General features: G+C 71.3%; 24 protein-coding genes. 5 read left to right on the top strand and 19 right to left on the bottom strand.

Going from position 1 to position 21,989, the window contains the following annotated elements; all coding sequences use genetic code 11:
• Window positions 1–27: 27 nt before the first annotated feature.
• The 4 genes from AMYBE_RS0130115 to AMYBE_RS0130135 are packed head-to-tail and all read right to left on the bottom strand — an operon-like array spanning window position 28 to window position 2,498.
• Entirely contained in the window at window positions 28–465 is a 438-nt protein-coding gene (locus tag AMYBE_RS0130115) for a pilus assembly protein TadG-related protein (protein ID WP_020663113.1), read from the bottom strand.
• Complete coding sequence (locus AMYBE_RS46395) at window positions 462–1,835, bottom strand: TadE/TadG family type IV pilus assembly protein (protein WP_020663114.1); 1,374 nt, start codon at window positions 1,833–1,835, stop codon at window positions 462–464. The genes AMYBE_RS0130115 and AMYBE_RS46395 overlap by 4 nt, the downstream gene beginning before the upstream one ends.
• Entirely contained in the window at window positions 1,832–2,299 is a 468-nt protein-coding gene (locus AMYBE_RS0130130; protein ID WP_020663115.1) for a TadE/TadG family type IV pilus assembly protein, read from the bottom strand. The genes AMYBE_RS46395 and AMYBE_RS0130130 overlap by 4 nt, the downstream gene beginning before the upstream one ends.
• Window position 2,300: 1 nt before the next feature.
• Window positions 2,301–2,498 carry a hypothetical protein gene (locus AMYBE_RS0130135; protein ID WP_020663116.1) on the bottom strand — a complete coding sequence of 66 codons (198 nt, stop codon included), beginning with the start codon at window positions 2,496–2,498 and terminating at the stop codon, window positions 2,301–2,303.
• Between the two features lie 220 nt (window positions 2,499–2,718).
• Between AMYBE_RS0130135 and AMYBE_RS0130140 the strand changes: the two genes are divergently transcribed.
• From AMYBE_RS0130140 to AMYBE_RS42585, 3 genes are all read left to right on the top strand, one after another.
• On the top strand, window positions 2,719–3,804 hold the full coding sequence (locus AMYBE_RS0130140) for a tyrosine-type recombinase/integrase (RefSeq protein ID WP_020663117.1): 1,086 nt from the start codon (window positions 2,719–2,721) through the stop codon (window positions 3,802–3,804).
• Window positions 3,805–3,808: 4 nt separating this feature from the next.
• Complete coding sequence (locus AMYBE_RS0130145) at window positions 3,809–4,129, top strand: helix-turn-helix domain-containing protein (protein ID WP_020663118.1); 321 nt, start codon at window positions 3,809–3,811, stop codon at window positions 4,127–4,129.
• A gap of 383 nt (window positions 4,130–4,512) precedes the next feature.
• Window positions 4,513–5,832 carry a site-specific integrase gene (locus AMYBE_RS42585; RefSeq protein WP_154676332.1) on the top strand — a complete coding sequence of 440 codons (1,320 nt, stop codon included), beginning with the start codon at window positions 4,513–4,515 and terminating at the stop codon, window positions 5,830–5,832.
• A 71-nt stretch (window positions 5,833–5,903) separates the two neighbouring features.
• Here the strand turns inward: AMYBE_RS42585 and AMYBE_RS0130155 are convergent, their stop codons facing one another.
• The 3 genes from AMYBE_RS0130155 to AMYBE_RS0130165 are packed head-to-tail and all read right to left on the bottom strand — an operon-like array spanning window position 5,904 to window position 9,093.
• Window positions 5,904–6,797 (bottom strand): type II secretion system F family protein, encoded by an 894-nt coding sequence (locus tag AMYBE_RS0130155; protein ID WP_020663120.1) that lies wholly within the window; start codon window positions 6,795–6,797, stop codon window positions 5,904–5,906.
• A complete protein-coding gene (locus AMYBE_RS0130160) occupies window positions 6,794–7,714 on the bottom strand; it encodes a type II secretion system F family protein (protein ID WP_245573271.1) in 921 nt (306 codons plus the stop codon). The genes AMYBE_RS0130155 and AMYBE_RS0130160 overlap by 4 nt, the downstream gene beginning before the upstream one ends.
• Window positions 7,711–9,093 (bottom strand): TadA family conjugal transfer-associated ATPase, encoded by a 1,383-nt coding sequence (locus AMYBE_RS0130165; protein WP_020663122.1) that lies wholly within the window; start codon window positions 9,091–9,093, stop codon window positions 7,711–7,713. The genes AMYBE_RS0130160 and AMYBE_RS0130165 overlap by 4 nt, the downstream gene beginning before the upstream one ends.
• Before the next feature lie 932 nt (window positions 9,094–10,025).
• Between AMYBE_RS0130165 and AMYBE_RS0130170 the strand changes: the two genes are divergently transcribed.
• Entirely contained in the window at window positions 10,026–10,763 is a 738-nt protein-coding gene (locus tag AMYBE_RS0130170) for an ANTAR domain-containing protein (protein WP_154676333.1), read from the top strand.
• Between the two features lie 451 nt (window positions 10,764–11,214).
• Here the strand turns inward: AMYBE_RS0130170 and AMYBE_RS0130175 are convergent, their stop codons facing one another.
• The 8 genes from AMYBE_RS0130175 to AMYBE_RS42605 all read right to left on the bottom strand — a co-directional run bounded on the left by AMYBE_RS0130175 (window position 11,215) and on the right by AMYBE_RS42605 (window position 16,476).
• Window positions 11,215–11,397 carry a hypothetical protein gene (locus AMYBE_RS0130175; RefSeq protein ID WP_020663124.1) on the bottom strand — a complete coding sequence of 61 codons (183 nt, stop codon included), beginning with the start codon at window positions 11,395–11,397 and terminating at the stop codon, window positions 11,215–11,217.
• Window positions 11,394–12,266, bottom strand: coding sequence for a MinD/ParA family ATP-binding protein (locus tag AMYBE_RS42590; protein ID WP_020663125.1), 873 nt, complete (start codon window positions 12,264–12,266; stop codon window positions 11,394–11,396). Before AMYBE_RS42590 ends, AMYBE_RS0130175 begins: the two co-directional genes overlap by 4 nt.
• Window positions 12,266–12,955, bottom strand: coding sequence for an SAF domain-containing protein (locus AMYBE_RS0130185; protein ID WP_020663126.1), 690 nt, complete (start codon window positions 12,953–12,955; stop codon window positions 12,266–12,268). The genes AMYBE_RS42590 and AMYBE_RS0130185 overlap by 1 nt, the downstream gene beginning before the upstream one ends.
• Before the next feature lie 58 nt (window positions 12,956–13,013).
• The gene (locus AMYBE_RS45895) at window positions 13,014–14,006 is read right to left on the bottom strand and encodes a hypothetical protein (RefSeq protein WP_020663127.1); all 993 of its coding nucleotides are present in this window, start codon (window positions 14,004–14,006) and stop codon (window positions 13,014–13,016) included.
• Window positions 14,000–14,557, bottom strand: a complete 558-nt coding sequence (locus AMYBE_RS0130195) for a hypothetical protein (RefSeq protein WP_020663128.1) — start codon at window positions 14,555–14,557, stop codon at window positions 14,000–14,002. The genes AMYBE_RS45895 and AMYBE_RS0130195 overlap by 7 nt, the downstream gene beginning before the upstream one ends.
• Window positions 14,554–15,411, bottom strand: coding sequence for a prepilin peptidase (locus AMYBE_RS43510; RefSeq protein ID WP_020663129.1), 858 nt, complete (start codon window positions 15,409–15,411; stop codon window positions 14,554–14,556). The genes AMYBE_RS0130195 and AMYBE_RS43510 overlap by 4 nt, the downstream gene beginning before the upstream one ends.
• A gap of 133 nt (window positions 15,412–15,544) precedes the next feature.
• Window positions 15,545–15,934 (bottom strand): hypothetical protein, encoded by a 390-nt coding sequence (locus tag AMYBE_RS0130205; protein ID WP_020663130.1) that lies wholly within the window; start codon window positions 15,932–15,934, stop codon window positions 15,545–15,547.
• Window positions 15,935–16,035: 101 nt separating this feature from the next.
• Complete coding sequence (locus AMYBE_RS42605) at window positions 16,036–16,476, bottom strand: peptidase inhibitor family I36 protein (protein WP_020663131.1); 441 nt, start codon at window positions 16,474–16,476, stop codon at window positions 16,036–16,038.
• Between the two features lie 475 nt (window positions 16,477–16,951).
• On the opposite strand from AMYBE_RS42605, the gene AMYBE_RS0130215 reads away from it, so the two are divergent.
• Entirely contained in the window at window positions 16,952–17,350 is a 399-nt protein-coding gene (locus tag AMYBE_RS0130215; RefSeq protein WP_020663132.1) for a histone-like nucleoid-structuring protein Lsr2, read from the top strand.
• A 143-nt stretch (window positions 17,351–17,493) separates the two neighbouring features.
• Here AMYBE_RS0130215 and AMYBE_RS0130220 read toward each other — a convergent pair whose 3' ends face one another.
• From AMYBE_RS0130220 to AMYBE_RS45515, 4 genes are all read right to left on the bottom strand, one after another.
• Complete coding sequence (locus tag AMYBE_RS0130220) at window positions 17,494–19,770, bottom strand: helix-turn-helix domain-containing protein (RefSeq protein WP_020663133.1); 2,277 nt, start codon at window positions 19,768–19,770, stop codon at window positions 17,494–17,496.
• A gap of 167 nt (window positions 19,771–19,937) precedes the next feature.
• Window positions 19,938–20,234, bottom strand: a complete 297-nt coding sequence (locus tag AMYBE_RS0130225) for a hypothetical protein (RefSeq protein WP_020663134.1) — start codon at window positions 20,232–20,234, stop codon at window positions 19,938–19,940.
• Between the two features lie 107 nt (window positions 20,235–20,341).
• Entirely contained in the window at window positions 20,342–21,322 is a 981-nt protein-coding gene (locus tag AMYBE_RS0130230) for a cupin domain-containing protein (protein ID WP_020663135.1), read from the bottom strand.
• A 458-nt stretch (window positions 21,323–21,780) separates the two neighbouring features.
• Window positions 21,781–21,924, bottom strand: coding sequence for a helix-turn-helix transcriptional regulator (locus tag AMYBE_RS45515; RefSeq protein ID WP_169515277.1), 144 nt, complete (start codon window positions 21,922–21,924; stop codon window positions 21,781–21,783).
• Window positions 21,925–21,989 lie beyond the last annotated feature (65 nt).

A 21,989-nucleotide genomic window follows, 5' to 3' on the forward strand; every position in this document is an offset into this window, starting at 1 on the left:
CTCCTGATCGTGATGGTCAAGCCGTGGTCAGGGTTCGAGTCCGGTGATGCCGCGTTGCGGATGCGCTGCGCCGTGCCCGCGCGTCGGGATGTCGCGGACGCCGATCAGCGACAGCAGCTGGGTGCGGTAGGTACGGGTGACCTCGACCGTGACGGTGTCGCCGCCGACGGCGACCGTGCCCGCCGCTGCGATGCCCTCGAGGTAGCGGCGGGCGAGCATGTCGGCGCGGGCGGCGTCCAGGCGGATCCGGCCGGTGGCCCGGTAGGCGGCGATGTCGACGGCTTGGGCGCCGGCGCGGGCCGCGGACTCGGCCTCGCCGTCGGCGCGGATGCGGGTGGCGAGCGCGAGGCCGCCGTCGAGGCTCAGCCCGGCCATGGCCAGCAGCCCGAGCATCACGGTCACGACGAACGCCGTCAGCTGGCCGCGGCCCGCACGCCACCAACACCCGAGCCCGCGGACGGTCACGGCGTGCCGCCGCCGGGCGAGGACCGGTGAAGGTCGACGATCTCGCTGGCGCTCGCGTGCATCGCGAGGCTCGCCGGCACGCCCAGCGGGCGGCCCGCACCGAAGTCGACCGTGCAGGAAATGCCGACCGTGACGGGCATCCCGGCGGTGAGGCCGGCGCTGGTCGTGGTCTGCAGGTTCCGGCATGCGACGCCGGCGCGGGCCAACGCCGCCTGTGCGGTGTCCTGCGCGGCGCGTGCGGCCGCGGGGCTCGAACGTTGCAGGCTCGCGGCGCGCGCTGCCTGGTGGGCAGCGTCGTCGAGCCGCAGGCGCGCATCGACGCCGCGGTGCACCACCACGGCGACGAACACCATCACCAGCACCAGCACCGGCGCCAGCAGGACCGCCTCCGCCGTCGCCGACCCCCGATCCGACCGTCGACCGTCCCCGCGGCGCTCCGCCGCGCTGCAATCGGCATCGTCCGGCGCGGCAGTCGCGGCTCGGTTCGCCGCGAGGTCCGGCCAGGCCGACCGCGGGAGTTCCCAGGCGAACGGTCCGGTGCCGGTGAGATCGCGTGCCGCGGTGATGTAGGCGAAGACCCCGCGCGACAGGTCCTCGGCGGCCGCGGCCATCCGGGTCACGTCGTCGAGTCGGGGCAGTTCGGCGAGCACGCGTTCGGTCCGGGCCGCCTGGTCACGACGGGCGAGCTTGTCCTCCCAGGCCCGGGTCAAGCAGGTGCAGCTGCGCAGCCGGGCCGCGACCTCCGCGGCACTGCGGTCGATGCGCTCGACCGCGACCCGGGCGAGGTCGGCGAGGTCGGCCCGGGATGAGTCGTGCGCGAGTTCGGCCGCCAGCGTGCGGGCATCGCGTGTCCTGTCGAGGCAGCACAGGACGTCCCAGACCGCGATGTGGGCCTGTTCCAGGACGGTCGGGTCCAGCCAGGCCGTTGCGCGGGAACGGTGCAGCTCGTTCACGCAGGCGAGGAGATCGGACACCGTCTTGCAGACGGCCGGCGAGAGGTCCCGGAAGTCGCGGAGCCGGTAGAAGAACTCGCCTCGGCGACGCTCGATCCGGCACTGCAGTGACGGGACGGGGTGGCGGTGCTCGGTGAGCAGGCCGGCGGCGTTTCTCCACGCGCTGATTCCGGTGACGGCCAGCGCGACGACGGCCCCAGCGCACGCGCCCGCGCCTGCCCAGCCGTGTCCTGCGCCGATGACGGCGGCAGCGGTGAAGGCCGCCCCGAGCAGCCCGGCCGCGACGCCGCCCGGGCGCACCGCGGCGCGGACGCGCTCCCGGGTCCAGCGGGCCGAGGACACGGCCGGGTTGAGCACCAAGGTGTCCGGGCCGTCGGCGAACGACGCGACGCGCACCGGCGAGGTGTGTCTGGTCATGGGGTTCCTTGGTCTGCGCCGGCCGGGAGCCCGCGGCCGGGGAGGACGGCTGCGGCGGTGTCCGGGACGAACCTCTCAACGGGGCCAACGCTTTCGGCGTGCACCGGCAATCGGAAGCCGGGCAGGACGGCGGCGGCTTCGCCGGCCACGGTCGCGGAGGCCGTCGCCGGTCCGCGGTCGACGACGAGGCGCGGCGAGTGCAGAGATGTTCCGGCGAGCTGGTCGAGCAGACGTCGGCCGGCGCGCTGACCGGCGGCGGCGGTGCCGTTCTGGGTTCGTGCCGCGGCCAGCGCTTGCGACGCTGCGGCTTGCGCGACATGGGTGGCGTGCGACCAGAGCGCGAACTGGATGATGGCGAGCAGGGCGAGCATCAGCAACGGCGCCGCGAGGACGAGTTCCACGGTCGCTTCGCCGCGGTCGCGCCCCGGCGGTTCGCGGACCTGCGCATGGCGGGAGGCGGGCACGTCAGCTCCCGCCGAGGTCGATGGAGCGCGCTTTGGCGGTCAACTTCGCCACGATGATCGCGACGATGGCGATCGCTGCGATGGCCAGCAGCGCGGTGACGATCACGGTCGTGGTGATCTCTCCGCGGTCCGGTTGCGCGCGCAGCGCGGCGGCTTCCGCGCGCAGCAGAACCCATGCGAGATGCAGGTCGTCGGTCACGCCGGCTCCCCTTCTGGTCGACTTTCGTTGTCACGGCCGTTGTTTCGCCGGGTGTCGGGATACCCGCGAGTTCGTTCGCGGGCGAGATCTTTGGTTTGGCCTGCTGTGCAGGTAGTGGTGGGTTCACTCGATCGCGTGGAGATGTTGACGTCCGGTCGCGAATCCTGAAGAGATGTCGGAGATTGTGCTGGTTGGTCGTCTCCGTTGAAGTGGGGTGCCTATGGCGCTGGCGGTGGCGCGTTCGCTCGGGTCCGCCCAGCGGCTTCGGACGCCACAGGAGTTTGAGGACTTCGAGCAGGAACTGGTCGACCAGTACGCGCTGGCGATGGTCGGCGCTGGACTGACCGACAGCTACGTCTCCCGTGAACGCGCGGTCGTGTTCGACTTCATCCACTTTCTTGGGCGTCCAGTATGGACAGCCGAGCCAGCCGACGCCGACCGATACCTCGTCTACCTCCGACGCGAGCGTGGCTCGGCGAAGTCCACTGTCCGGCACAAAGCGTTGTCGTTGGCCGGGTACTACGACTTTCTGATCTCCCGGTACCAGGGCGACATTCACGCGCTTACTGGTCACGTTCTTAGCCAGCCGATCGATGAGCACAATCGACCGGCCCGCACCGAACACGGCGCCGGTCGCGTGCCCCCTTCGGAATCCGAGGTCGACACCTTGTTCAGCGCCTGGGCCGCCAGCCTCAAGGAAGCACGCAAGTTCCTGCCAGCGGCACGTGACTACTTCGCCGCATCGCTGTGGCGTCGGGCAGGCCTGCGGATTCAGGAGACCGTGATGCTCGACATCCGCGACTGGCGTCCTGATCTGGGCGACTACGGAAAGCTGCATGTGCGGTTCGGCAAGGGCAGCTGCGGACGCGGCCCCAAGACCCGCCTGGTCCCCGCAATCAACTCCGTTGACGCCTTGATGTCGTGGTGGCTCATGGACATTCGTCATCAGTTCGGAGACGACTGGGCTGACCCGGACGCCCCGATGCTGCCCAGCGAACGACGTGACCGCGACACCGGGAGGTGCCTTCGAGCTGGAGACGACGCGTTGCGCTCGGGTCTGGCCGATGCGGTGTCTCGCTGGCTCCCCAGCTGGGAGGGCACGCTGACGCCGCACGGGCTCCGGCACTTCTGTGCGTCGTCGCTCTACGCGCACGGCGTGGATCTCAAGGCGATCCAGGACTTGCTCGGCCACGAATGGCTTTCGACCACGACTCGCTACATCCATGTCCAGGCCGAGCACATCGAGCAAGCTTGGGACGCCGCGAACAATCGGGTGGCAGCGCGTCTCGCTGACGAACAGGAGTGATCCGGTGCTGTGGAATCTGCGGCTCAAGGCCGCCGAGCGCGGGATCTGGAAGTCCACTGAACTCCGGCGGCGGCTGGCCGAGGCCGGCCTGGAGATCAGCGCGGGCAAGATGTCCGGCCTGTGGACCGGCTCGCCGACCACCATCCGGCTTGATGACCTCGACATCATCTGCGCGGTCCTGGACTGCCAGCCCTCGGACCTGTTGATCTGTGAACCCGAAAAAGTCGCAGCTCGACGGCCCGCTCGACGCGAGCGCGCGACTGCGGACGGTGTGGCTGTCGTTCGTCCTCGGCTCGGGCGCAACCGGACGACACCACCGGCATGACCAAGGTCAGACAGTGCACCCGCTGCGGCGTGAAGCCGCGCCCCTACTACGGGCGCGAGTGCTGCTACGACTGTGTTCCGCGAGTGTGGAAGCGTCCGCCGCACTGCAAGAGATGCGGCTCGACCGACGACTACTACGCCGGAAATCTGTGTCGCCACTGCCATCGGCAGGCACCGGTTGTCGAGTCGTGCAGGGACTGCCTGGCCTGGGGTGTCACGCGCACCTACGGCGGCCTCTGCCAGGGATGCCACAGCTGGCACAAACGGCTTCCGCAGCCGGCTGCGCCATGTCCGTCGTGTCTGCGGCTGGTCATTGTCAACGCTCGTGGCTACTGCCGCTTGTGCTGCCGTCAGGCCCACTTGGTCCGGCCCGCACACCAAAGCATGGACGTTCGCGAGGCCAACAGACTTGGTCAGCAGTTGTTCCTTGCCGACCTGTTCCGCGAGAAACGGCCCGATCCCGTTGTCGAGTCCTGCCATCCGCGCCGCTGGCCCGCGCACTACCCGGTTGCTCACCGCCAGCTGACGCTGTTCGACCTGCCCCGGCGGCATCCACGCACGCGACGGTGTCCCCTCGATCCGCCGTTGCCGGACCTGGAAGCCGCCCTGGAGTACGTGCTTCTCGATCATGCTGCCAGCTTCGGCTGGCGCGACGCCCTCGTCGTCAACGCCCGTGGCGTAATCCGAATTCTGCTTGCCCTGCAGGACACTCCGGGGGCAGCCATTCCCGTCAGCGACGTTGCCGCGGTCACGAAGGGGCGTGGGGTCGACAACCTCAAGTCGGTCCTGGAAGTCCTCGCTTCCGCCGGAATGCTCGACGACGACCGGCAATCCGCCTTGGATGGCTTCTTCGCTCAGCACGCGGCACGGCTGCCTGAACAGCTGGCCCAGGAGTTCGGCCAGTGGTTCGACGTCCGGCGACACGGCACCACAACACCGCCTCGCTACAAACCAACCGGCGAATCCACACTCCGCCGCTACGTTGCCAGCCTCGGGGCAACTTTGAAGACCTGGGCCGACGCCGGCTACAAATCCTTGCGCGAGATCGACCGGCAGGCCATTCTCGATGTCCTTCCTGACTCCGCCTCGGACCAGCGGCGAACTCTGTCGGCCCTGCGCGACCTGTTTCGGGTCCTCAAAGGCAAGCAGGTCATCTTCACCAACCCGGCAACAAGATTGCCCCGCATCGTGGTACGGGAAAGCCAACCCATGCCTATGGAGCTCACCAAAGTTCGTGAGGCGCTCAACTGCGGCAAACCAGTCCGCGAGGCCCTGGCCGCACTCGTCGCCTTTCACGCGCTGCGGTCGAGCGAACTGCGACGCCTCCTGCTGACCGACCTTCACGACCGTCGACTCCACATCGGGCAGCGCACGGTCCCGGTGGCGCCACACGTTCAGGAGAAGATCACCGCTTGGCTGAACGAACGCGCACGACGATGGCCCAACACAGTCAACCCACACCTGTTCATCAACGGGCACACCGGCGTCAGAACATGCGCTGTCACACCAAGCTGGATCAGCAACACCATCGGCGCGTCCGCTGACGCAATCCGCCAGGACCGCATCCTGAACGAAGCAACGGCGACCGACGGAGATGCCCGCCGCCTCAGCGACTTCTTCGGTATCACGACTCAAGGCTCCGAGCGCTACACCCGAACGGTCACCAGCCACGCCGCCAGTTCGACAACTCAAGGGTTCTCGTAGCATCATTTCAGCACCTCCGTCCTTCGGTTCCGGCCGATCAAGGCTTCAGAATTCTTGAACTGACGGGCTTTTCACAGTCCATTGAGGACTTGGGTGACGGCCGGATAGGCGATGAACGCGAGGAAGCCGAGGAACAGCAGAGTCACCGGCAGCGCCATGCGTTCGGTGGCGGCGTGTGCTTCGGCTTCCGCGTCCGAGATCTGGTGTGCGCGCAGCGCATCGGCTTTCGCGGCCAGCGATGCCCGGATGCGGGCGCCTTCGGTGCCGGCCAGGGAAATCGACGCGGCGAGCTCTTTCAGCTCGCCGACGTCGAGTTCCTCGCCGAGGCGGTGCAGCATCCGCCAGGGCGTGGTGCGTGCCGTCGGTGCCTCCCGCAGCGCGTGGCGGATGCGGTCGAACGACGGTCCGTGCCCGGCCGCGGCGGCGGCCACCAGCGCGCTCTCGACGCCGGCTCCGCCGGCGAGGGTGATGGAGACCAGGTCGAGGAAGGCCGACAACGCGGCGCGGAACTCCCGTCGCACCCGCGTCGCGCGGGCGCGGACGGCGAGATCGGGACCGACGAACCCTGCCGCGGCCAGTCCTGCGGTGCCGGCCGCCGGGATCGCGAGGTCCGGCGAGGCGCCCAGCACTGCGAGTCCAGCCTGCAGCGCCCACGGCGCCAGGAGGCCCGCCGTCGCCAGCAGCGCTTTCGCCGCCAGGTGAGCGTCGGGTTCCCGGCCGATCACACGCAGATCCCGCCGCACCGACGCCCCGGGAAGCCCTGTTCGTCGCAGCACGGACGCGAGGGCCCCGAAGCGCAGCGTGGCGGTCGGAGGATCCGCGACCGCGCTCGCCGACCGGGCGAAGCGTGCCGGTTCCGTGTTCCTGGCGGGCCAGGCCCGCCGAGGCGCTGCCTGCGCGGCCCAGGCCAGCACCAGGGCCAGCCCTGCACCGGCTCCGACGCCCAGAAGCAGCGAGACGGTCATGGCCGGGCACCTCCGCCGCGTGGTGCGCTGTCCGCGGCCGGAGTCGGCTCGAGGGTCAGCACCCGTGCAGTGCCGGTTCCGGCCGTGATCTTCGACAGCCACGCGAAACCCGCCGCGAACAGGCACCCGACGGCCGCGAGGATCGCTTGCCCCGCAGGGGTGTCGTAGGGCTCGAGGTAGCCGCGGTCGAAGGCGACCACTCCGGCGGCGAAGGCCAGTGTCGTCGCGGCGATCACTCGTGCCGAGGTGCGGGTGCGGGCGCGGCCGGCGTCGACGCGCAGCCGCATCGCGACGTGCTGGCGGGCCGCGGCCGCCAGCGAGCCGAGGAGGTCGGCAAGGCGGCGGGTCGGCTGCTGGGATGCCAGGACCAGCGCGGCAAGCACAAGGTCGGCGGTGGGGTCGGCGAGCTCGCCCGCCAGCCGGCGCAACGCGGCAGGCAGCCGCTGCCCGGAGTGCAGCCGCGCGGTCAGCGCCAGGACCTCCCGCCGGACCGGCGCGGGGGCCAGGGCCGCGGTCGCCGTGACCGCCTGCTCCAGGCCGGCCGCGGACGACAGGACGTCGCGCAGCATCTCCGTCCACGACGCGATCGCCTCCGCGCGGGCGATGCGACGCCCGGATACGCGGTCCGGGCCGATCAGCGCCGGCAGAAACCATGCCGCCGCCCCTGCCAGCACGCCGCCGGCAATCCACCCGGTCACCGCCGTGACGAGCACGGCCGCACCGCCCGCTGCGCCCGCGCGCAGCGCCAGCCCTCGACGGGGTCGACTGGCCGCGTCGCCAGCGCGCGTCGCCGCGGCGCGCACACGGAGCCGCAGACCAGTCGCGCGAGCGTGGACGGAGCAGGCCAGCAGCACGAGCCCGGTTCCGAGGCCCGCGCCGAATCCGCCGGCGACGGCAGCGCTGCCGGGCCCGGTCACCGCGGCCACCAGCCCGTCGGCTGGGCGAGCAGCTGCACGTCGAATCCCGCCGACACCAGCTCGTCGAGGGTGTCGGTGCGCAACGCGCCCGCGATCGGCACGGCTCGCCCGTCCGGGCCGGGCCGGTAGATTTCGTTGGAGATCACGAGACCGTGCTCGGCGCCGACGACTTCCCTGATCGACGCGACCGCCCGGGTGCTCCGGTCCGCCGTCCGGGCCAGATGCACGACGAAATGCACCGCTGATGCCACCAGCAAGGCCGTGGTCTCCAGCGGCAGCCGCTCCGGGCTCTGCGCCGCGTAGGACGCCAGCCGGGTGAAGGCGATCCCGGAGCTCGACGCGTGGATCGTCGCCATCGAGCCGTCGTTGCCCTGGCTCATGGCGTTGCACATCGGAATGACCTCGGGCCCGCGGATCTCGCCGACGATCACGCGGTCCGGGTTCATCCGCAGGCTCCACCGCACGAGCATCGCCTGGTCGACCGCGCCCTCGCCTTCCACGTTGGCTTCCCGCGCCTGCAACGCGACCACGTCGGCGTGCAGGCGGGGATCGCGGTCGAGCCCCAGCTCGAACGCGTCCTCGACGGTCACGATCCGCTCCCCCGCGCCCATCTCCGACGCCAGCGCACGCAACAGCGTGGTCTTGCCCGCGCCGGTGCCGCCGGTGATCAGCACGTTCTTCCGCGCCCGCACGACCGCGCGCAGGAACCGCTCCAGCCCGACGTCGATCGTGCCGCGCGTGCGCAGTTTCGCCAGCGACGCAACGAGATACCGGTGCCGCCGGATCGTGCACGCCGTCACCCCGCCCGCGGTCAGGCCGAGCACCGCGAACATCCGCGCGCCGTCAGGCAGCTGCAGATTCAACGCCGGCGACCCGCGATCGAAACGCCGCTCCTCCGAGGACGCGCGCGCTGCAAGCGACCGCACCAGCTCCGTCAGCTCCTCGTTCGACCCGGCCACCGCCGCCACCTGCTCGCGGCGGCCGGAGGCGTACTGCACGAAGACCCGGTCGAACCTGTTCACCACGATCGTCTCCACCTCCGGATCAGCCAGCAGCGCTTCCAGCCCGCCCAGCCCGAACACCTCGTCGAGGACCTGCTCGACCAGCCGCTTGCCGACCTCGCTGCCCGGAAGAACCCGGCCCGCCGCGAGCTCGTCCTCGTCGTGCTGCGCGAGCACGCCGGACAGCACGCCCCGAGCCGTGTCGCGTCGCGCCGACACCGGGACGAAGGCGACGTCGGCGACGTCGACCGCCCGCAACCGCCGCGGCAGCTCGGACTCCAACGCCTTCAGCAGACGGGCTTTCAGCCGGGACTCCGCCGAGTCGGCCGGCGCTGCGTCGTTCCCGCCTGCCGGCTCGCGACGGTGCAGATCGGTCATGAGTGTTGCCCTCCGGATTCGTTTGTTCCGGCCGCTCGCCGGCGCCGTTCGGACGGGATGTCCGCGACGACTGATTGCCTGCGGCGCAATCACATCGAGTGCGCACCGCTTCGCAGTTCCACAATGGACCGATACTGCACCGCTGGACCCGAAAGACTGGCGACAGTCCTGTGCTGGTTATGTGCCGATCCTGTGCGCTGCCAGTCCAAACGAGAACGACAGTCGGGTAAGGAAGCCGCGGGGGTTTGTCCCTCGATTGCGACCGTGTTTCTCCGCCGCAATCGACCGAACCCGGCGCAACGGGGAAATTTGTGCCAGGGGCCCAACCGCACCTGACCTCGGCTTGCCAGCTGGCGGACTCCACCCGTCATCAATTCCCGCTGCCGCCCACGACTGTCACGAAGGCGCAGATGCAAGCGGTGGCCGTGGCGATCGGATGTCGAGAAACACCGAGCAGCACGCCTTTCGCAGCGAGGTGCGGCTGTGCGGAGCTGGCGGCACAGCCGACCGCGTGACCGGCGAAATGTCCGGGAAACCGCCTCCGAGAGGAGCAGGTGCATCGGTTCGGCATGACTGCGCGCGCTGAACAATTCATGTCTTGGGCATTCCACGTTTTCGTCGGACGTCCTCACATCGGAAAGAACGGTTGAAGCCGCGCCGTGTACCACCCAAGGTCTTTGAAGGGCCGCCGTAGCCTCCTCCGCCGAGCGGGGCAACCGGGAGCGGCGACGGTGGCACCAGCTCACTTTGCGGCATCGCGACCTTGCCCGGCGAAAACTGGTCGAGGCGCACCTGACAGCATGGCCGGCCTGCCTCGACCGGCCGCCCTTGCTTGGGCGGCGATCCCGGCACCGATCAACACAACCGACCCTCCCGCCGGGACCTGACAGCTAGACTGGCGACCTCAGGATGTGCCAGGGCGGGTGGTGGCGATGACCTCCGACGAGCGGCAAGCACAGCTGGCCGAGGCAATTGAGGGATTAGCGGATGCCGAAGGTGTGCCGGTGGCGGTCCGGCACATCTGTGCGGTTTGTGTGGCCGAGCTCGACGCTTCGGGCGTCGCTTTGTACCTGAGCGGGCTGCATGCGCTGATCGAGCCGGTATACGCCACCCATCTGGCCAGCGAGGGCCTCGCCGAAGCGCAAGCGATGCTCGGCGACGGCCCGGCCTGGGCCTGCCGGGCCGAGGTCAAGGAGGTGTCCGCCCCCGATCTCGCGGACCCGGCGGAGCAGCGACGCTGGCCGCTGTTCGCCGGTGCCGCCGCCCGCGCCGGCCTGCGGTTCGCGCTCGACCTGCCCGTCGTGGCCGGCGGTGTCCCGGTGGCCGTGCTCTCCATTCACCGCCGATGGCCGGGCGGATTGCCGCTCGGCCACCATCAGGACGCGCGGCGGTTCGCCGCACTCATCCGGAGCCTGCTGCTCGAGCACGCCACCCCAGACGCTTCGGACACCGACCGGAACCCATTGGATCGGATCTTCTCCGGCCGCCTGCACACCCGATGGACCAAAGTCCACCAGGCCAGCGGGATTGCCGCTGCCCAACTGGGCACCGACATGACCGAGGCGCTGCTGCGTCTGCGCGCCACCGCCCTCGCCACGGGCCGCGCTCTCCCCGATGTCGCCGACGAAGTGTTGACCGGAGCGCGCAGCTACCAATCCGATCGCGGCTGATGCCCCCGGCGCGCCACGTCGACACCACCCGCTTGGGCTGTACGGGGACTGTCGGAGACCGCCAACCGCAGGGTGGAGCGCGAAATCGTTGACGGCGTTCCGCCGGGGGCGGCGAGGCCCGGGCGGAGGAGTTGGGTCGCGGGCCTGCCCGTCCGGACGTGGCAGCGGTTGTCGGTCGGCGCCCGACGCGCACGGGTCAGGTGCACGCCCTGGTTCCACAATGGACCGATGCGGTCGGGATGAGCCGGAAACCGCAGGCGACAGTTGTGTGCCGGTCCTGTGCCGGTCTGGTGCGCGGCCGGTCCAACCGACAGTGGCTGTCGGTTGAGGCGGCTCGGGGGCGTGGTGCCGGGATCGTCGCGCGCGGTGAAATGCGAAACGTCCGCCGCGCAGGCTCGTGCCTGCGCGGCGGACGGAGTTTGTCGCTATGCCGGTCGAGGCGTTGCGGTGGTCAGAATCCTCCGATCCGGGTGCCGTCGGGATGGACGTGCCCGGTCAAGGATTCGGAGTTGTCTGTCGGCGCGGCGACGTGGTGGTGTCCGGGCGCGGCGCTGGCAGTGCTTGCCATGGCGAGGGGCCCGCCGACGGCGAGAGCTGCGAACAGCAGGGCGCTGGCGATCTTGGTGATGTTCATGGTGTTCCCTTCCCTGGTTGGGGTTTTCCGGTGGCGGGGTTGCCGCCGGAAGGCGAAGGCGCGACCGGCGAAGCCCGGTGCGCGAGCGGCGCAAGCGCAATGCCGGCGCCCCCGGTCGACGTGCCGGCAGGCTCGTCGACCGAGCGGCTTGGCGGGGACGGCGGTGTCGCGGTCGGGGCAGCCGGGGTCAGCGCGCGAGCGATCGCAGTGACGGCCGTGCGGTAGGCGCGGCTGCGCGGGACGCGGGCACGCCAGGCCGCGGCCCGGTCGTGCGGAATCCGGCCCGCGGTACGGACCCGCAGCGCAGACTCGACGTCTCGCGTGGACATGCCAGGACTGGTCAGCAGCAGCGCTGGGCGGGGCGTCCAGGTCGCGAGGTCAGGCAGTCGCGGAGCCAGACGGGCGATGTCGGCGGGGCGGGCGCGGCTGATCACCACGAGCAGGTCGGCGCGGCGGGCGATGGCCTCGGCGGGCGAGGCGGGATCCATCCGGCCGCAGTCGGCCAGCACCAGGGACCGGTAGTGGCGTTCGCGCCGCAGGAGGTCGGCGGCGAAGGGCGCGAGGACGCCCAGTGCGATGCGGGCGTGCGCGGCCGAGATCGGGGCCGTGACGACGGAGGTCTCGGCCGGGCCGGGAACGGCGTGCGCCCACAGCCCGGCTCGTTCTCCCTCGTGGCGGGAGGCGGCGGCGAGGCTGGTCAGGCCCGGTGTGCCGGCGAGTCCCAGCCGTGTGTGGAGTTCGCCTCCGGCCGGGTCGCATTCCACGACCAGCCGGCGGGTGCCGGCGGGCAGCGGCCAGTGCGCGGCCAGGGCGAGCGTGGTGGTGGTGACGCCGGGCGAGCCGTGGACCGAGCAGAGCGCGATCAGCATCAGCGGCCTCCGGCGGCGGGCACTTGCACGAGGGCGAGCTGCCCGGGCGGGGTTTGGGCGACCAGCGGCGCGTCCTGGGCGTCGAGGTCGAGTGAGACCACGGTGGTCTGGTCGGTTCCTTCCTGCTGGACGTCGATCACGACGGCGGGCCACTGGGTTCCGGCGGGCGCGGCGACGGGGGCGCCGGGCGGCGGCGGAGTGACGACGACGGTCACCGTCGTTCCGGTCTCCAGCCGTGGCGGCACCTGGCCCGGTTTGAGCGCGACCGCCGCGACGGCGTGCCCGGGAACCGGGGTCGTCGGCCCGCCCAGGCTGTGGCCCGACAGCAGCGTCCCAGGGTCGAGGCCGGTCGCCGCCGGCCGGCCGACGACCCGGTCGAGATCCCGGGCCGCGACGGTGTCGACGTCACCGGGGACTGCGACCGACGCGGTGCGCAGATCGCCGGCGGCGAGCAGGTGCCCGATCGGCACCGGTCTGGCGATGACGAGGACGTCGGTGCGGCCGGTTTCGGCGGTGTTCCACCAGAGGGAGCCGGCGACGCAACCGACGACCAGGAGCGCGCCGGTCAGCAGGAAGGGCAAGCGGCGGCGCGGGCTCGGCGCCGCCGCGGGGTTGCCGGTGCGGTCGAGCCACGCCGGAGTGCCTGCGTCGGACGCGGGTTCGCGGGCAGGCGGTGCCGATCGGGCCATGCGGGTCCTCCGGGGTTGCGTCTCCATGCGGTGCGGGTGCGAGGCGAGGCGGGCGCGATCAGCGCGGGGCAGTGCCGAGCGCTTGGACTTCGGCGACGCGGAAGCTGGCGGCGGTCTCGGTGGTCAGGTCGGGCACAGTGCCCGAGGCCCCGGTTCCCGCCCAGGCGACGGTCCAGCGGACGGTCGCGACGACGGGGTAGGCGCCGTTCGGTGCGGCGGCCGAGGACCTGCGGTAGGTGTGTCCGCAGTCCGGGGACGCCACGTGCGGGTCGGCGGCGGTGAACGCGCGGCCGGGTCCGGTGCAGGTCTCGGTGGTTCCGTCGCCCATCGACCACGTCACCTCGGCCGGGGTTGCGGTGGCGGTGACGGAGACGTCGCCTGCCGTCGCGGTGGCGCTGCGCGGGATCCAGTCTTCGTGACGGATCCACAGCCAGGTCGGCACGGCGACGAGCTGGGCACCGGCGGGGTTGGACGCCACGCGCGGTCCGGCGAGGCGCAGTTGCGACCGGGCCTGCACGGCGAGCTGCTCGGGGCTGGGAGCCGGTGCGGCGTCGGGTTGCTGTCGGTCGGGGATGAAGACCGGCGGCCGGTAGAGGGCGTCGTGCCCGGGCCCGCCGGCGCATCGGTAGACGTACCACGCGCCTGCTGCGGCGGCGTCCGCAGCGCGCGCCGTGGCCGCCACCGTGACGGCGTGCGTTCGTTCCGCGGGTTCGGGGCGGCGGATGTGTCCTGCGGTCGTGACGCCGGGCGGAGGGCGGTAGTCGCTGCGTACGTACGAGCAGTGCGCGCGCCGGTCGTCGTCGAGGGCGATGTCGTCGCCCGGCTGCCCGTCGGGTGATCCGGTGTGCGGGCGGGCCGGAGTGCCGTGCAGCGGACGCTCGCGCCCGGATGGGGGGCTGGTTCTTGCCGTGCCTTGCTGGGCGTCGAGTTGGCAGTACGGGGACGGCGAGTTGGTGCAGTCCACGCTCCCCCATCCGCTTGCGGACGCGACGTCGGCTGCGGCGAGGGCGAACGCGGCGGCGAGGCCCGCGGCCGCGACCCGGGTCAGCATGTCCCCACGTCCCGGACGGCGAAGGCGGCGACTTTCCAGGTGCGGTCGCCGGTGTTCTTCACCAGCGCGGTGATGCGGCGGCGTCCGCCCCGGCCGTCGTTGGCGGGTTGTCCGGTGTCGCCGCGGTACTTCAGCCAGTTGCTGTCGTCGCCGCAGTCGAGGACGGTCACGCTCGACGGTGCGGCAGCGGGCTGGGCGTTGGTGGCCGTCGGGCGGGTGACCGGCGCGCCTTTGGTGACGAGTCCGTTGTAGTGGTCGGCGTAGAGGCCGCGGGAGATCGTCGAGAGGGCGTCGGCGGTGGCGTGGCGGGCGAGCGCCGGGGACTGCCAGTCCGACGTGGTCGCCGCGTCGGCCATGTCCTGCCACATCGCCCGGTAGGCGTCGAGGGCCAGGGCTTTCGCTTCCTCGGCAGGAGTCCCGGCGGCCTTGTCGGAGGTCGCGGCAGCAGGCGCGGGCGGGACCGGTGCGGGCCCGCTGCAGCCCGCGACTGCGGCGACCGCTGCGGCTGCGGCTGTGGTGCGGATGCGGCGGTTCGGCCTCGTGCGGCTCATGGTGTCCCCTCGTCGGTCTCGGGTGCTGGTGCGGAAAACGGCGGCAGCCGGGTCGGCGGTCCGGGTACGGCGGCGCGAGCGATCGCGGCTTGTCCGAGGAGGCGTCCGGCATGCTCGCGGACGCGGTCGCCGGGATCGATCACCGCCGCTGCGACGGCGTGCGGTTGCGCTGCGGCTGTCGCGTCGCGGGCCGGGTGTTCGGGGCCTCCGGCGAGCAGCAGGGCAAGGAATGCGCCGGAGCACAGGTAGGGGCCGAAGGGCACGACGGCGCGGCCGCGGTGCAGACGCCGGACGGGTGTCGCGATCAACGCGATGGCAGCCGCGACCGAGGCCGCAGCCACCGCCGTCAGCACGAGCGGCCATCCGGTCCAGCCCAGCAGCAGGCCGAGCGCCCCGGCGAGGGTGACGTCGCCGGCGCCGAGGCCGCCTCGGCTGAGGAGGGCGAGCACAAGAAACCCGCACGACACGACGGCCGAGGCGGCCGCTGCCCGCAGCAACGACGGCCAGTCGTGGCGCGCGATCGCGAGCAGGAGCCAGCCCGAGCCGACGAGGCCCGCCAACACGAGCGACCACCGGTGGGGAAGGCGGTGTTCCTGCCAGTCGAGGACCGCCAGCGGCACGGCCACGGCGACCGCACAGGCGTAGATCGCCAGTTCCGCCCTCGGGCCGTGGCGCACCGCCAGCGCGATCGTGATCGCGGCGGTGCCGGCGGCATTCACCTGCCACGCCAACGGTTTCGCGCTGGCGGAACCGACGTGCGGAAGCACCAGTGCGGCAGCGGCGCCGACGGCGGCGGACAGGACCGCGCACAAGGCCAGCAACCCGGCGGTCGCGGCAGGCAGAGATTCGGTCATCGGGAGATCTCCGACCGGGGTCGTGTTCGCAGGGTGTCGAAAGGTGGCGTGGGCGACGCGCGGGGCGCAGCGTCGCCCACGCCGCGGAAGGGGCTCGTGCCGATCGCTCATCGAGCCCGCAGACCGTGAGCGGTCAGCACAGGTGGATCCCGTCGTCCGGGTTCCGCCCCGCGAACATGTCGATCCGCATCCATCCGGTCTGTCCGCCCCAGAGGGTGCCGTGGACGAACAGCCAGCCGACTTGGCCGCCGCCTTCGACGGCTTCGCAGTCTGCGGTGAAACCGTTTCCCGCGTTGGCCGAGTCGATCACGTTGTTGACTCGGGTGGTCGGCGAGCTCCGCAGTCTCGCTCCGTCGATGCCGACCCACATCACCTTCGTCGCGGCGGGGCTGGCGAGTGCGGCGTGTGCTGCCGGCGCGACCCCGCCGGCAGCACTGTCCGGCGCGGCGCCGGCGGTTGCCGGTGCGACGGCGAGGACGCTGAGGGCGGCGAGTCCTGCAAGTGTGCTGGTGAGTGCACGCACGGTATCTCCTTGACGGGTTTCGTTTGCGGTGTAAGGGACTTCGGGGATTGCGGTCGAGATGGGACCGCGGAGGGGAAGGGGCGAGCGCGGGCCGAGGCCGGCTATGCGCGGCGCACCGAGGAGTTGTTGTTGTCGCTGCCCCAGGGCGAGAGGTTGTAATAGCTGCCCGACGGGTGGAAGCCGGCGCTGCCGGTGTAGTTGTAGCCGGTGTACATCGCGAAGGTCCACGGGCTGCGGTTCCACTGGGAGCTGACCTTCTTGTCCAGGCCCTGCAGGCCCAGATTCGGTGTTCCGGTGCGGAAGTAGGCCATGGTTCCGGTGCCGTCGTATCCGTCGTAGACGCAGAAGTACCCGGACGGACATCGGTACCAGCCGCCGTCGAGGCGCGTCACGACGCCGCTGTCGCGGCCGCCGGCGACGATCTCGTGGCGCACGGCCGCGCCGTCGTCCTGGCTGCCGGGTGCAGCAGCTGCGGGTAGGGCGCCGATCGCGGTCGCGCCTGCAGCCGCGAGCAATGCTGCGCCGATGAGCTTGAAACGCATGGATGATCCCTTTCGCAGAGGGCGATATCGGTGTCCGCGCGACCGACGAAGCGGTCGCGCGCGGGGTGTCGCACGGCACGGGCCGGATGGTTGCGGCGCGACGCGGAGGGGATCGCACGCCGGGCCGCAGCCATCCGGGTCCTGCCGGGAACGACTGCGGCGCAGTCGGTTCCCGACGCGATCGGCAGACACGGCGCACCAGCCTTGAACCGAGGCGAACGCCGCGGGGAGCTGCCGGATCGCATGAACACACACTCGCAAATCCGGGCGGCGCGGCGACAGGAGAAGACAAGCACAAAGACGCCCGGAACCGGTCCCGTTATTGTGCCGATCCCGTCAAGGTGAAAACCGCTGCCAGCTGTGTTCGACAGCGGACTCGTCGGTTCTTCAGCAGTATTCCGCGAACACGATGGACGCGACAATTCTCGGGTGTAAGCTGCGAGAAAATTCCGCGGAATAACGAGAAAGGCATCCAGTGGCCCAGAAGGTGAATATCGAGCTGGTCGACGACATCGACGGGACCGAGGCAGCGGAAACAGTCTCTTTCGCGCTGGACGGCGCCGCCTACGAAATCGACCTGTCCGCCGAAAACGCCGAGGCCCTTCGCGACGAAATGGCCGTCTATGTCGAGACCGCTCGTCGGGTGTCCGCGCGCCGAGCCGGCCGCTCGACGAGGGGCGGCGCCCGAGCCGTGTCGGCCGAGAGCCGGGCGCGGACTCAGGCCGTGCGCCGGTGGGCTCGGGACAACGGGTTCGAGGTGTCCGAACGCGGCAGGATTTCCAACCAGATCGCGGAAGCGTACGAGAACCGGGAGTCCGTCCAGGAAGCTCCCGGTACTGCTGCAGGGCGTCGCGGCAGGAAACGCGCCGGTTAGGGCTGGTTCGGCTACGACCAGGCTGCACAGGATGGGGCCGGTCCCGGGATCAGCGTCCCGGGACCGGCCCCGTCCTGTGTGCTCGAAACCTGCAGTGGCACCTGGTATTTCGGCGTTCGGCCGGCCCGCGCGGATGTCGGATGTCAGGATGCCGGGTGCAGGGCGTCGTCGCTGCCGGTCGACGCGGCGTCGATCGCGGCGACCCGGTTGTGCAGGTCGAATGCCCGGGGGTCGTGCAGGTCCTCGAAAATCCGCGCGGCGTCGCGGTAGGTGTCGCGTGCCCGCCGCGTCAGCCCCAGCGCTTCCAGCGTCCGCGCCTGGGCGGCCATGGTGTCGGCTTCGGCCCAGCGTTCCCGGCTCGCGCGGCGCAGGGCGAGCGCCTTGTCGAGGTGGGTCAGCGCCGGCCGGGTGGCGCCCTGGCCGAGCAGGACGAGCCCGACTCGATGATGGGCGAGGCTCAGCACAGGCCGGTGCCCGCTCGCCTGCGCCAGGGTCAGCGCGTCATAGGCGGTCGTCGCGGCACCGGCGAGATCTCCTTGGTCGTGCAGAAACCCTGCCAGGTCTGCGAGCAGGACGGCCCGGCCGAGCCCGTACCCGACCCGGGTGAACAGAGTGCCGGCGTGGTCGTAGAACTCCTGTGCTGCACCGTGATCGCCGCGTTGACGGTGTGCGTTGGCCAAGGCGAGCGCCGTCCAGGCCCGCAGGTGCGGTGCGTCGAGGTCCTCGTGCAGGTGCCAGGCGTTGGCCAGCAGTGTGGCGGCGTCATCGACATGCCCGATCTCGGCGCGGATCAGGCCGAGGTTCAGCAGGCCCAGAGCGGTGCCGTGCCGGCTGCCGACTCTGCGGGCTGCGGCGAGGCCGTCGCTGGCGGCGGCGAGCCACTCGCAGCGCTTTCGGGTCATGTGGTGATAGGGCAGCAGCATGGCGGGCAGCTGCCAGGAAAGGTCGCCTGCCGGGTCGGTGCGGGCCAGCCGCATGATGGCGGCGGCCTCGGCGTCCAGCCAGGCGAGGGCTGCGTCGCAGTCGGCGAAGACGAGCGGGGTGATGTCGGCGGTCGTGACGTCCGTCAGCGCCGCGCCGGTCCAGTGCGGGGCGAGTGCGTCGGTGGCGTGTTCGCCGGTTGCCGCGTACCAGCGGCGGAGCCGGTCGACGGCCTTGGCGATGTGGCCCGGCGGTTCGTCGAGGCTGGCGCGGCGGTGCGCGTAGGCGCGCAGCAGGTCGTTCATCTGCAGTCGCCCGGGTCCGGCGCGCTCGATCAGGTGCGCGCCGCGCAGGGCGTGCAGGGCCGATTCCGCCTGCGGTGCGGGTATTTCGGCGACGGCCGCGGCGGTGTCGACGGTGACGGTTGACAGCGGCACCGCGCCCAGGAGCCGGAACACGCGGGCGGCCTGCGGAGACAAAGACAGGTACGACAGGTCCACGACGTCGTAGATGCTCGCGCACGGGTCGGGCGAGGCGAAGATGGCCAGCCGACTGTCGACCGGCTGCAGGCTGTCGGCGAGTCCGTGCAGGCTCTGGCCGCGGTGCGCAACGTGCTCCGCGGCGATCAGGATCGCCATGGGCAGCCCTCCGGCGCGGCGGACGACGGTTTCGGCCGAGGCGAGGTCGACGTCGACGCGGGCGCGTCCGATCCTGCGGCGCAGCAGTTCCAGCGCGTCTGCCATGCCCAGCGGCGCAAGCTCAATGCCAAGGCCGCCGTGCTGGGCCAACAGCGTGCCCTGATGCTCTCGGCTGGTGACCATGGTGACGCTGCCGGGTCCCGGCAGCAGCGGCCTGACCTGGGCGTAGTCGACGGCGTTGTCGAGCACCACGATCGCCGGCCGCTCGGCCAGAAGCGAGCGGTAGTGCACGATCCGTTCGTCGATCGTCCCGTCCAGCACCCGGTCGGCCGCGCCGAGCGCGCGCAGGAATCCGTCGAGGACGCGTTCCGGCGGCGCCGGCGTCCCGGGCGCCAGGCCGCGCAGGTCCGCGAAGAGGCACCCGCCGGGGAACCGCGGCTGCGCACGGGCCGCCCAGTGCACGGCCAGTTCGGTCTTGCCGATCCAGAAGCTGCCTTCGATCACGACGGTCAGCGCCGTGCCGGCATCCCTTGCGGCGGCGACGGCGGTGTCGATCTCGGCGAGTTCGGGCGCACGGCCGAGGAAGTCCGGGTTGGTGGGGGGCAGCTGTACCGGGCGCACGACCGGCTCGGCACAGTCCGTCTGCGCGGCGGCGATCCGGACGAGTTCCCCGTCGGCGGCGAGCTCGTCGTCGATGGCCTGCACGACTTGCGGCAGTAACGTGCGGTGGCCATGCAGGATCTTCGACAGGTAGCTGGCGCTGTAGCCGATGCGGTCTGCGACGTCGCCGAGGCGAAGCCCTTGGGCAGTGCGCAGTCGCTCGAAGGCGAAGGCGAAGCTGTTGAGCGAACGGTCGGTCATGTGTTGCCTCCCCAGCAACAAAGGCTCCGGGTGTCGTGGCGACACGGAGCTCCGGGCGGCCCGTGAAATGTCGGCCGCGGTGGCTCGTTCGAGTGCGGGTGCGGCACCGGGCCTGGTCGAGGCGGTCGCTGGGCGGCCGCCTCGACCGGCCGGCCGGTGTGCGCCGGTCAGGAGAGTTTTTCGAAGTCCTGCCAGAACAACGGCTGAGACCACGCCGCCAAGGTTCCGTGACGATGGACCAGCACGTCGCCGGCGAACAGCACCCGGCGAGGACCGTCGGGACGGGTTTGCAGGGACAGCACCGGCTCCTCCGCCGACGTGCCCAGCACGTCGAGCCGGATGTCCGGCGGCAAGTCCCCGCGCGAGATCATGCCTTCGGCCCAGGACACCAGAGCCGCCGCACGGTCCCGGTCGTGCAGGACGCTCGCCCGGATCAGCTGCGGCCGCGTCTGGAAGATCTCCATCACCGGCTCCCGCCCGCCGCGCCGGGAGCCCCCTGCGCTGCCGCTCCCGGCGAACCCGAAAGGCTGGCTCTGGCGCGTCCGCTGGCGTGGATCGGCCTGCGGGCGGTTCATGCGGACAGGTCCGTCCACAGCAGACCCGTCGGAGGCGGCGGTTCTTCGTCGGCCCGTGCCTGGAATGCCTTGTACGCACGCCGGTCGAGATCGGGCATGTAGAACATGTCCCGGTCGAATCCCGCGTCGGTCGAGAACATCACGGCCGCCGAGGCGACCGACCCGAGGTTGGCGAGCGCGTAAGGGGTTCCCTCGCGGATCCACGCCGCGTGTCCCCGGCTCAAGGTCCGGACCGTGAAGCCGGTGCCCGGACTCGTGTACGCCAATCCGACCTTGCCGCCGAGCACCATGAGAATCCGTTGACTGGCCTCGTGACGGCGCACCGGCTGCACGCCGGTGCACGTCCGCTCCGCAATCTCGGCATCGGCACACGGCCCGAACACGGGGCTCAGCCGCACACGGCCTGCCGACAGGCCCTCGACCGGAGCCACGCCGTTGTGCACGACCGGCACGACACCGCCGAGCAGGTCACGGTCCCGGTTGACGGGGACCCGCACGGGCCGGCTGCCCGCGCAGGCCGCGAACTCCCGCCGTGTCGAGGCCGGCGCACGGTCGAGTTCGTGCTGCAGGCCCGGCATCGGGACCACGTCGTCGTTGAAACGGGTTCCCTGCCGGATCAGGCGTGCTTCGACCGCAAGCAGATTCCTCTCGGACTGATTGCTCGCACCGTGGGCGACGCCGGCCGGGATGTAGACCATGGAGCGGGAGTCGTGGGCGAGCGGACGCATCCTCGGGCCGTGGTGGGTGGTGCCGCGGCCCTCGACGATGTAGATGATGGCCGGTGTCCGTGCGTGCTGGTGGGCGCGTGAGCGGTGCCCGCTGCCCATCGTGACGGTGGCGAGGCCGATCTTCGCCTCGGGTGCCGATTCGCCGTCGATGAGCGCGGCAAGAGGCTGGCCTTGAAGGCCGCGAACGACCTCGCGGTCGAACATGCTCGCCACCACGACGGGGTCGAAAGTCGTTGCGTTTCCGTGCACAGTTCCGCCCTCTCGAAATCGTGATCGCCGGCGTCCGGCGATCCGCTTCGTCCCCTCCGGCCCGCGGCGCGGTCCGCGTTTGTCCCCTCGCGATCGCCGCGCCTCGCGCGGCCCTCCGGTGCGCGGTGCGCCTCGGCCCGCCGAGCACGGCGACGATCGCGAGCCCGCGAAGCCGGTGCTACAGCACCGTGCCGACGCGGATCGTGCCGAGCCGGTCGGACCGCTGACCGGACGCTTTGCAGTCGTGCCGGTCTCAGCGATCACCCGTTCGGCATACATCGACTGTGACCGAGCATGATCATCACGACAATGGGCAACCCCCGTCGACACCCGTCAACCCCCCTCGCGACCCTGCTCAGCTGCGCACGAGCAGGGTCAGCAGAACGCTGAGGGATTGCTGTTGAACCGCCCGCGTGCAACCGAGGTGAACGGCGGGGCGGTTCTGGTGGTGCGGTCGGTTACGCGTCAGCGAGTGCGTCGCGGCCGTGCTCGGTGAGCATGTAGACGTGCGGCCGGTTCGGGTCGGTCTTGGGCCATTCGTCGTCGATCCATCCGCGCTGCCACATCTTCTCCAGCAGCGGGTACAGGCGTGCGTTGTGCATGCCGCCGGCATCGCGCAGGTCCCCAGCAGAGAAGCGCGCGCGTGGCCCCCCGCTGAGAAACACGG

The sequence above is a fragment of the Amycolatopsis benzoatilytica AK 16/65 genome (genome assembly GCF_000383915.1).
GTDB lineage: Bacteria > Actinomycetota > Actinomycetes > Mycobacteriales > Pseudonocardiaceae > Amycolatopsis > Amycolatopsis benzoatilytica.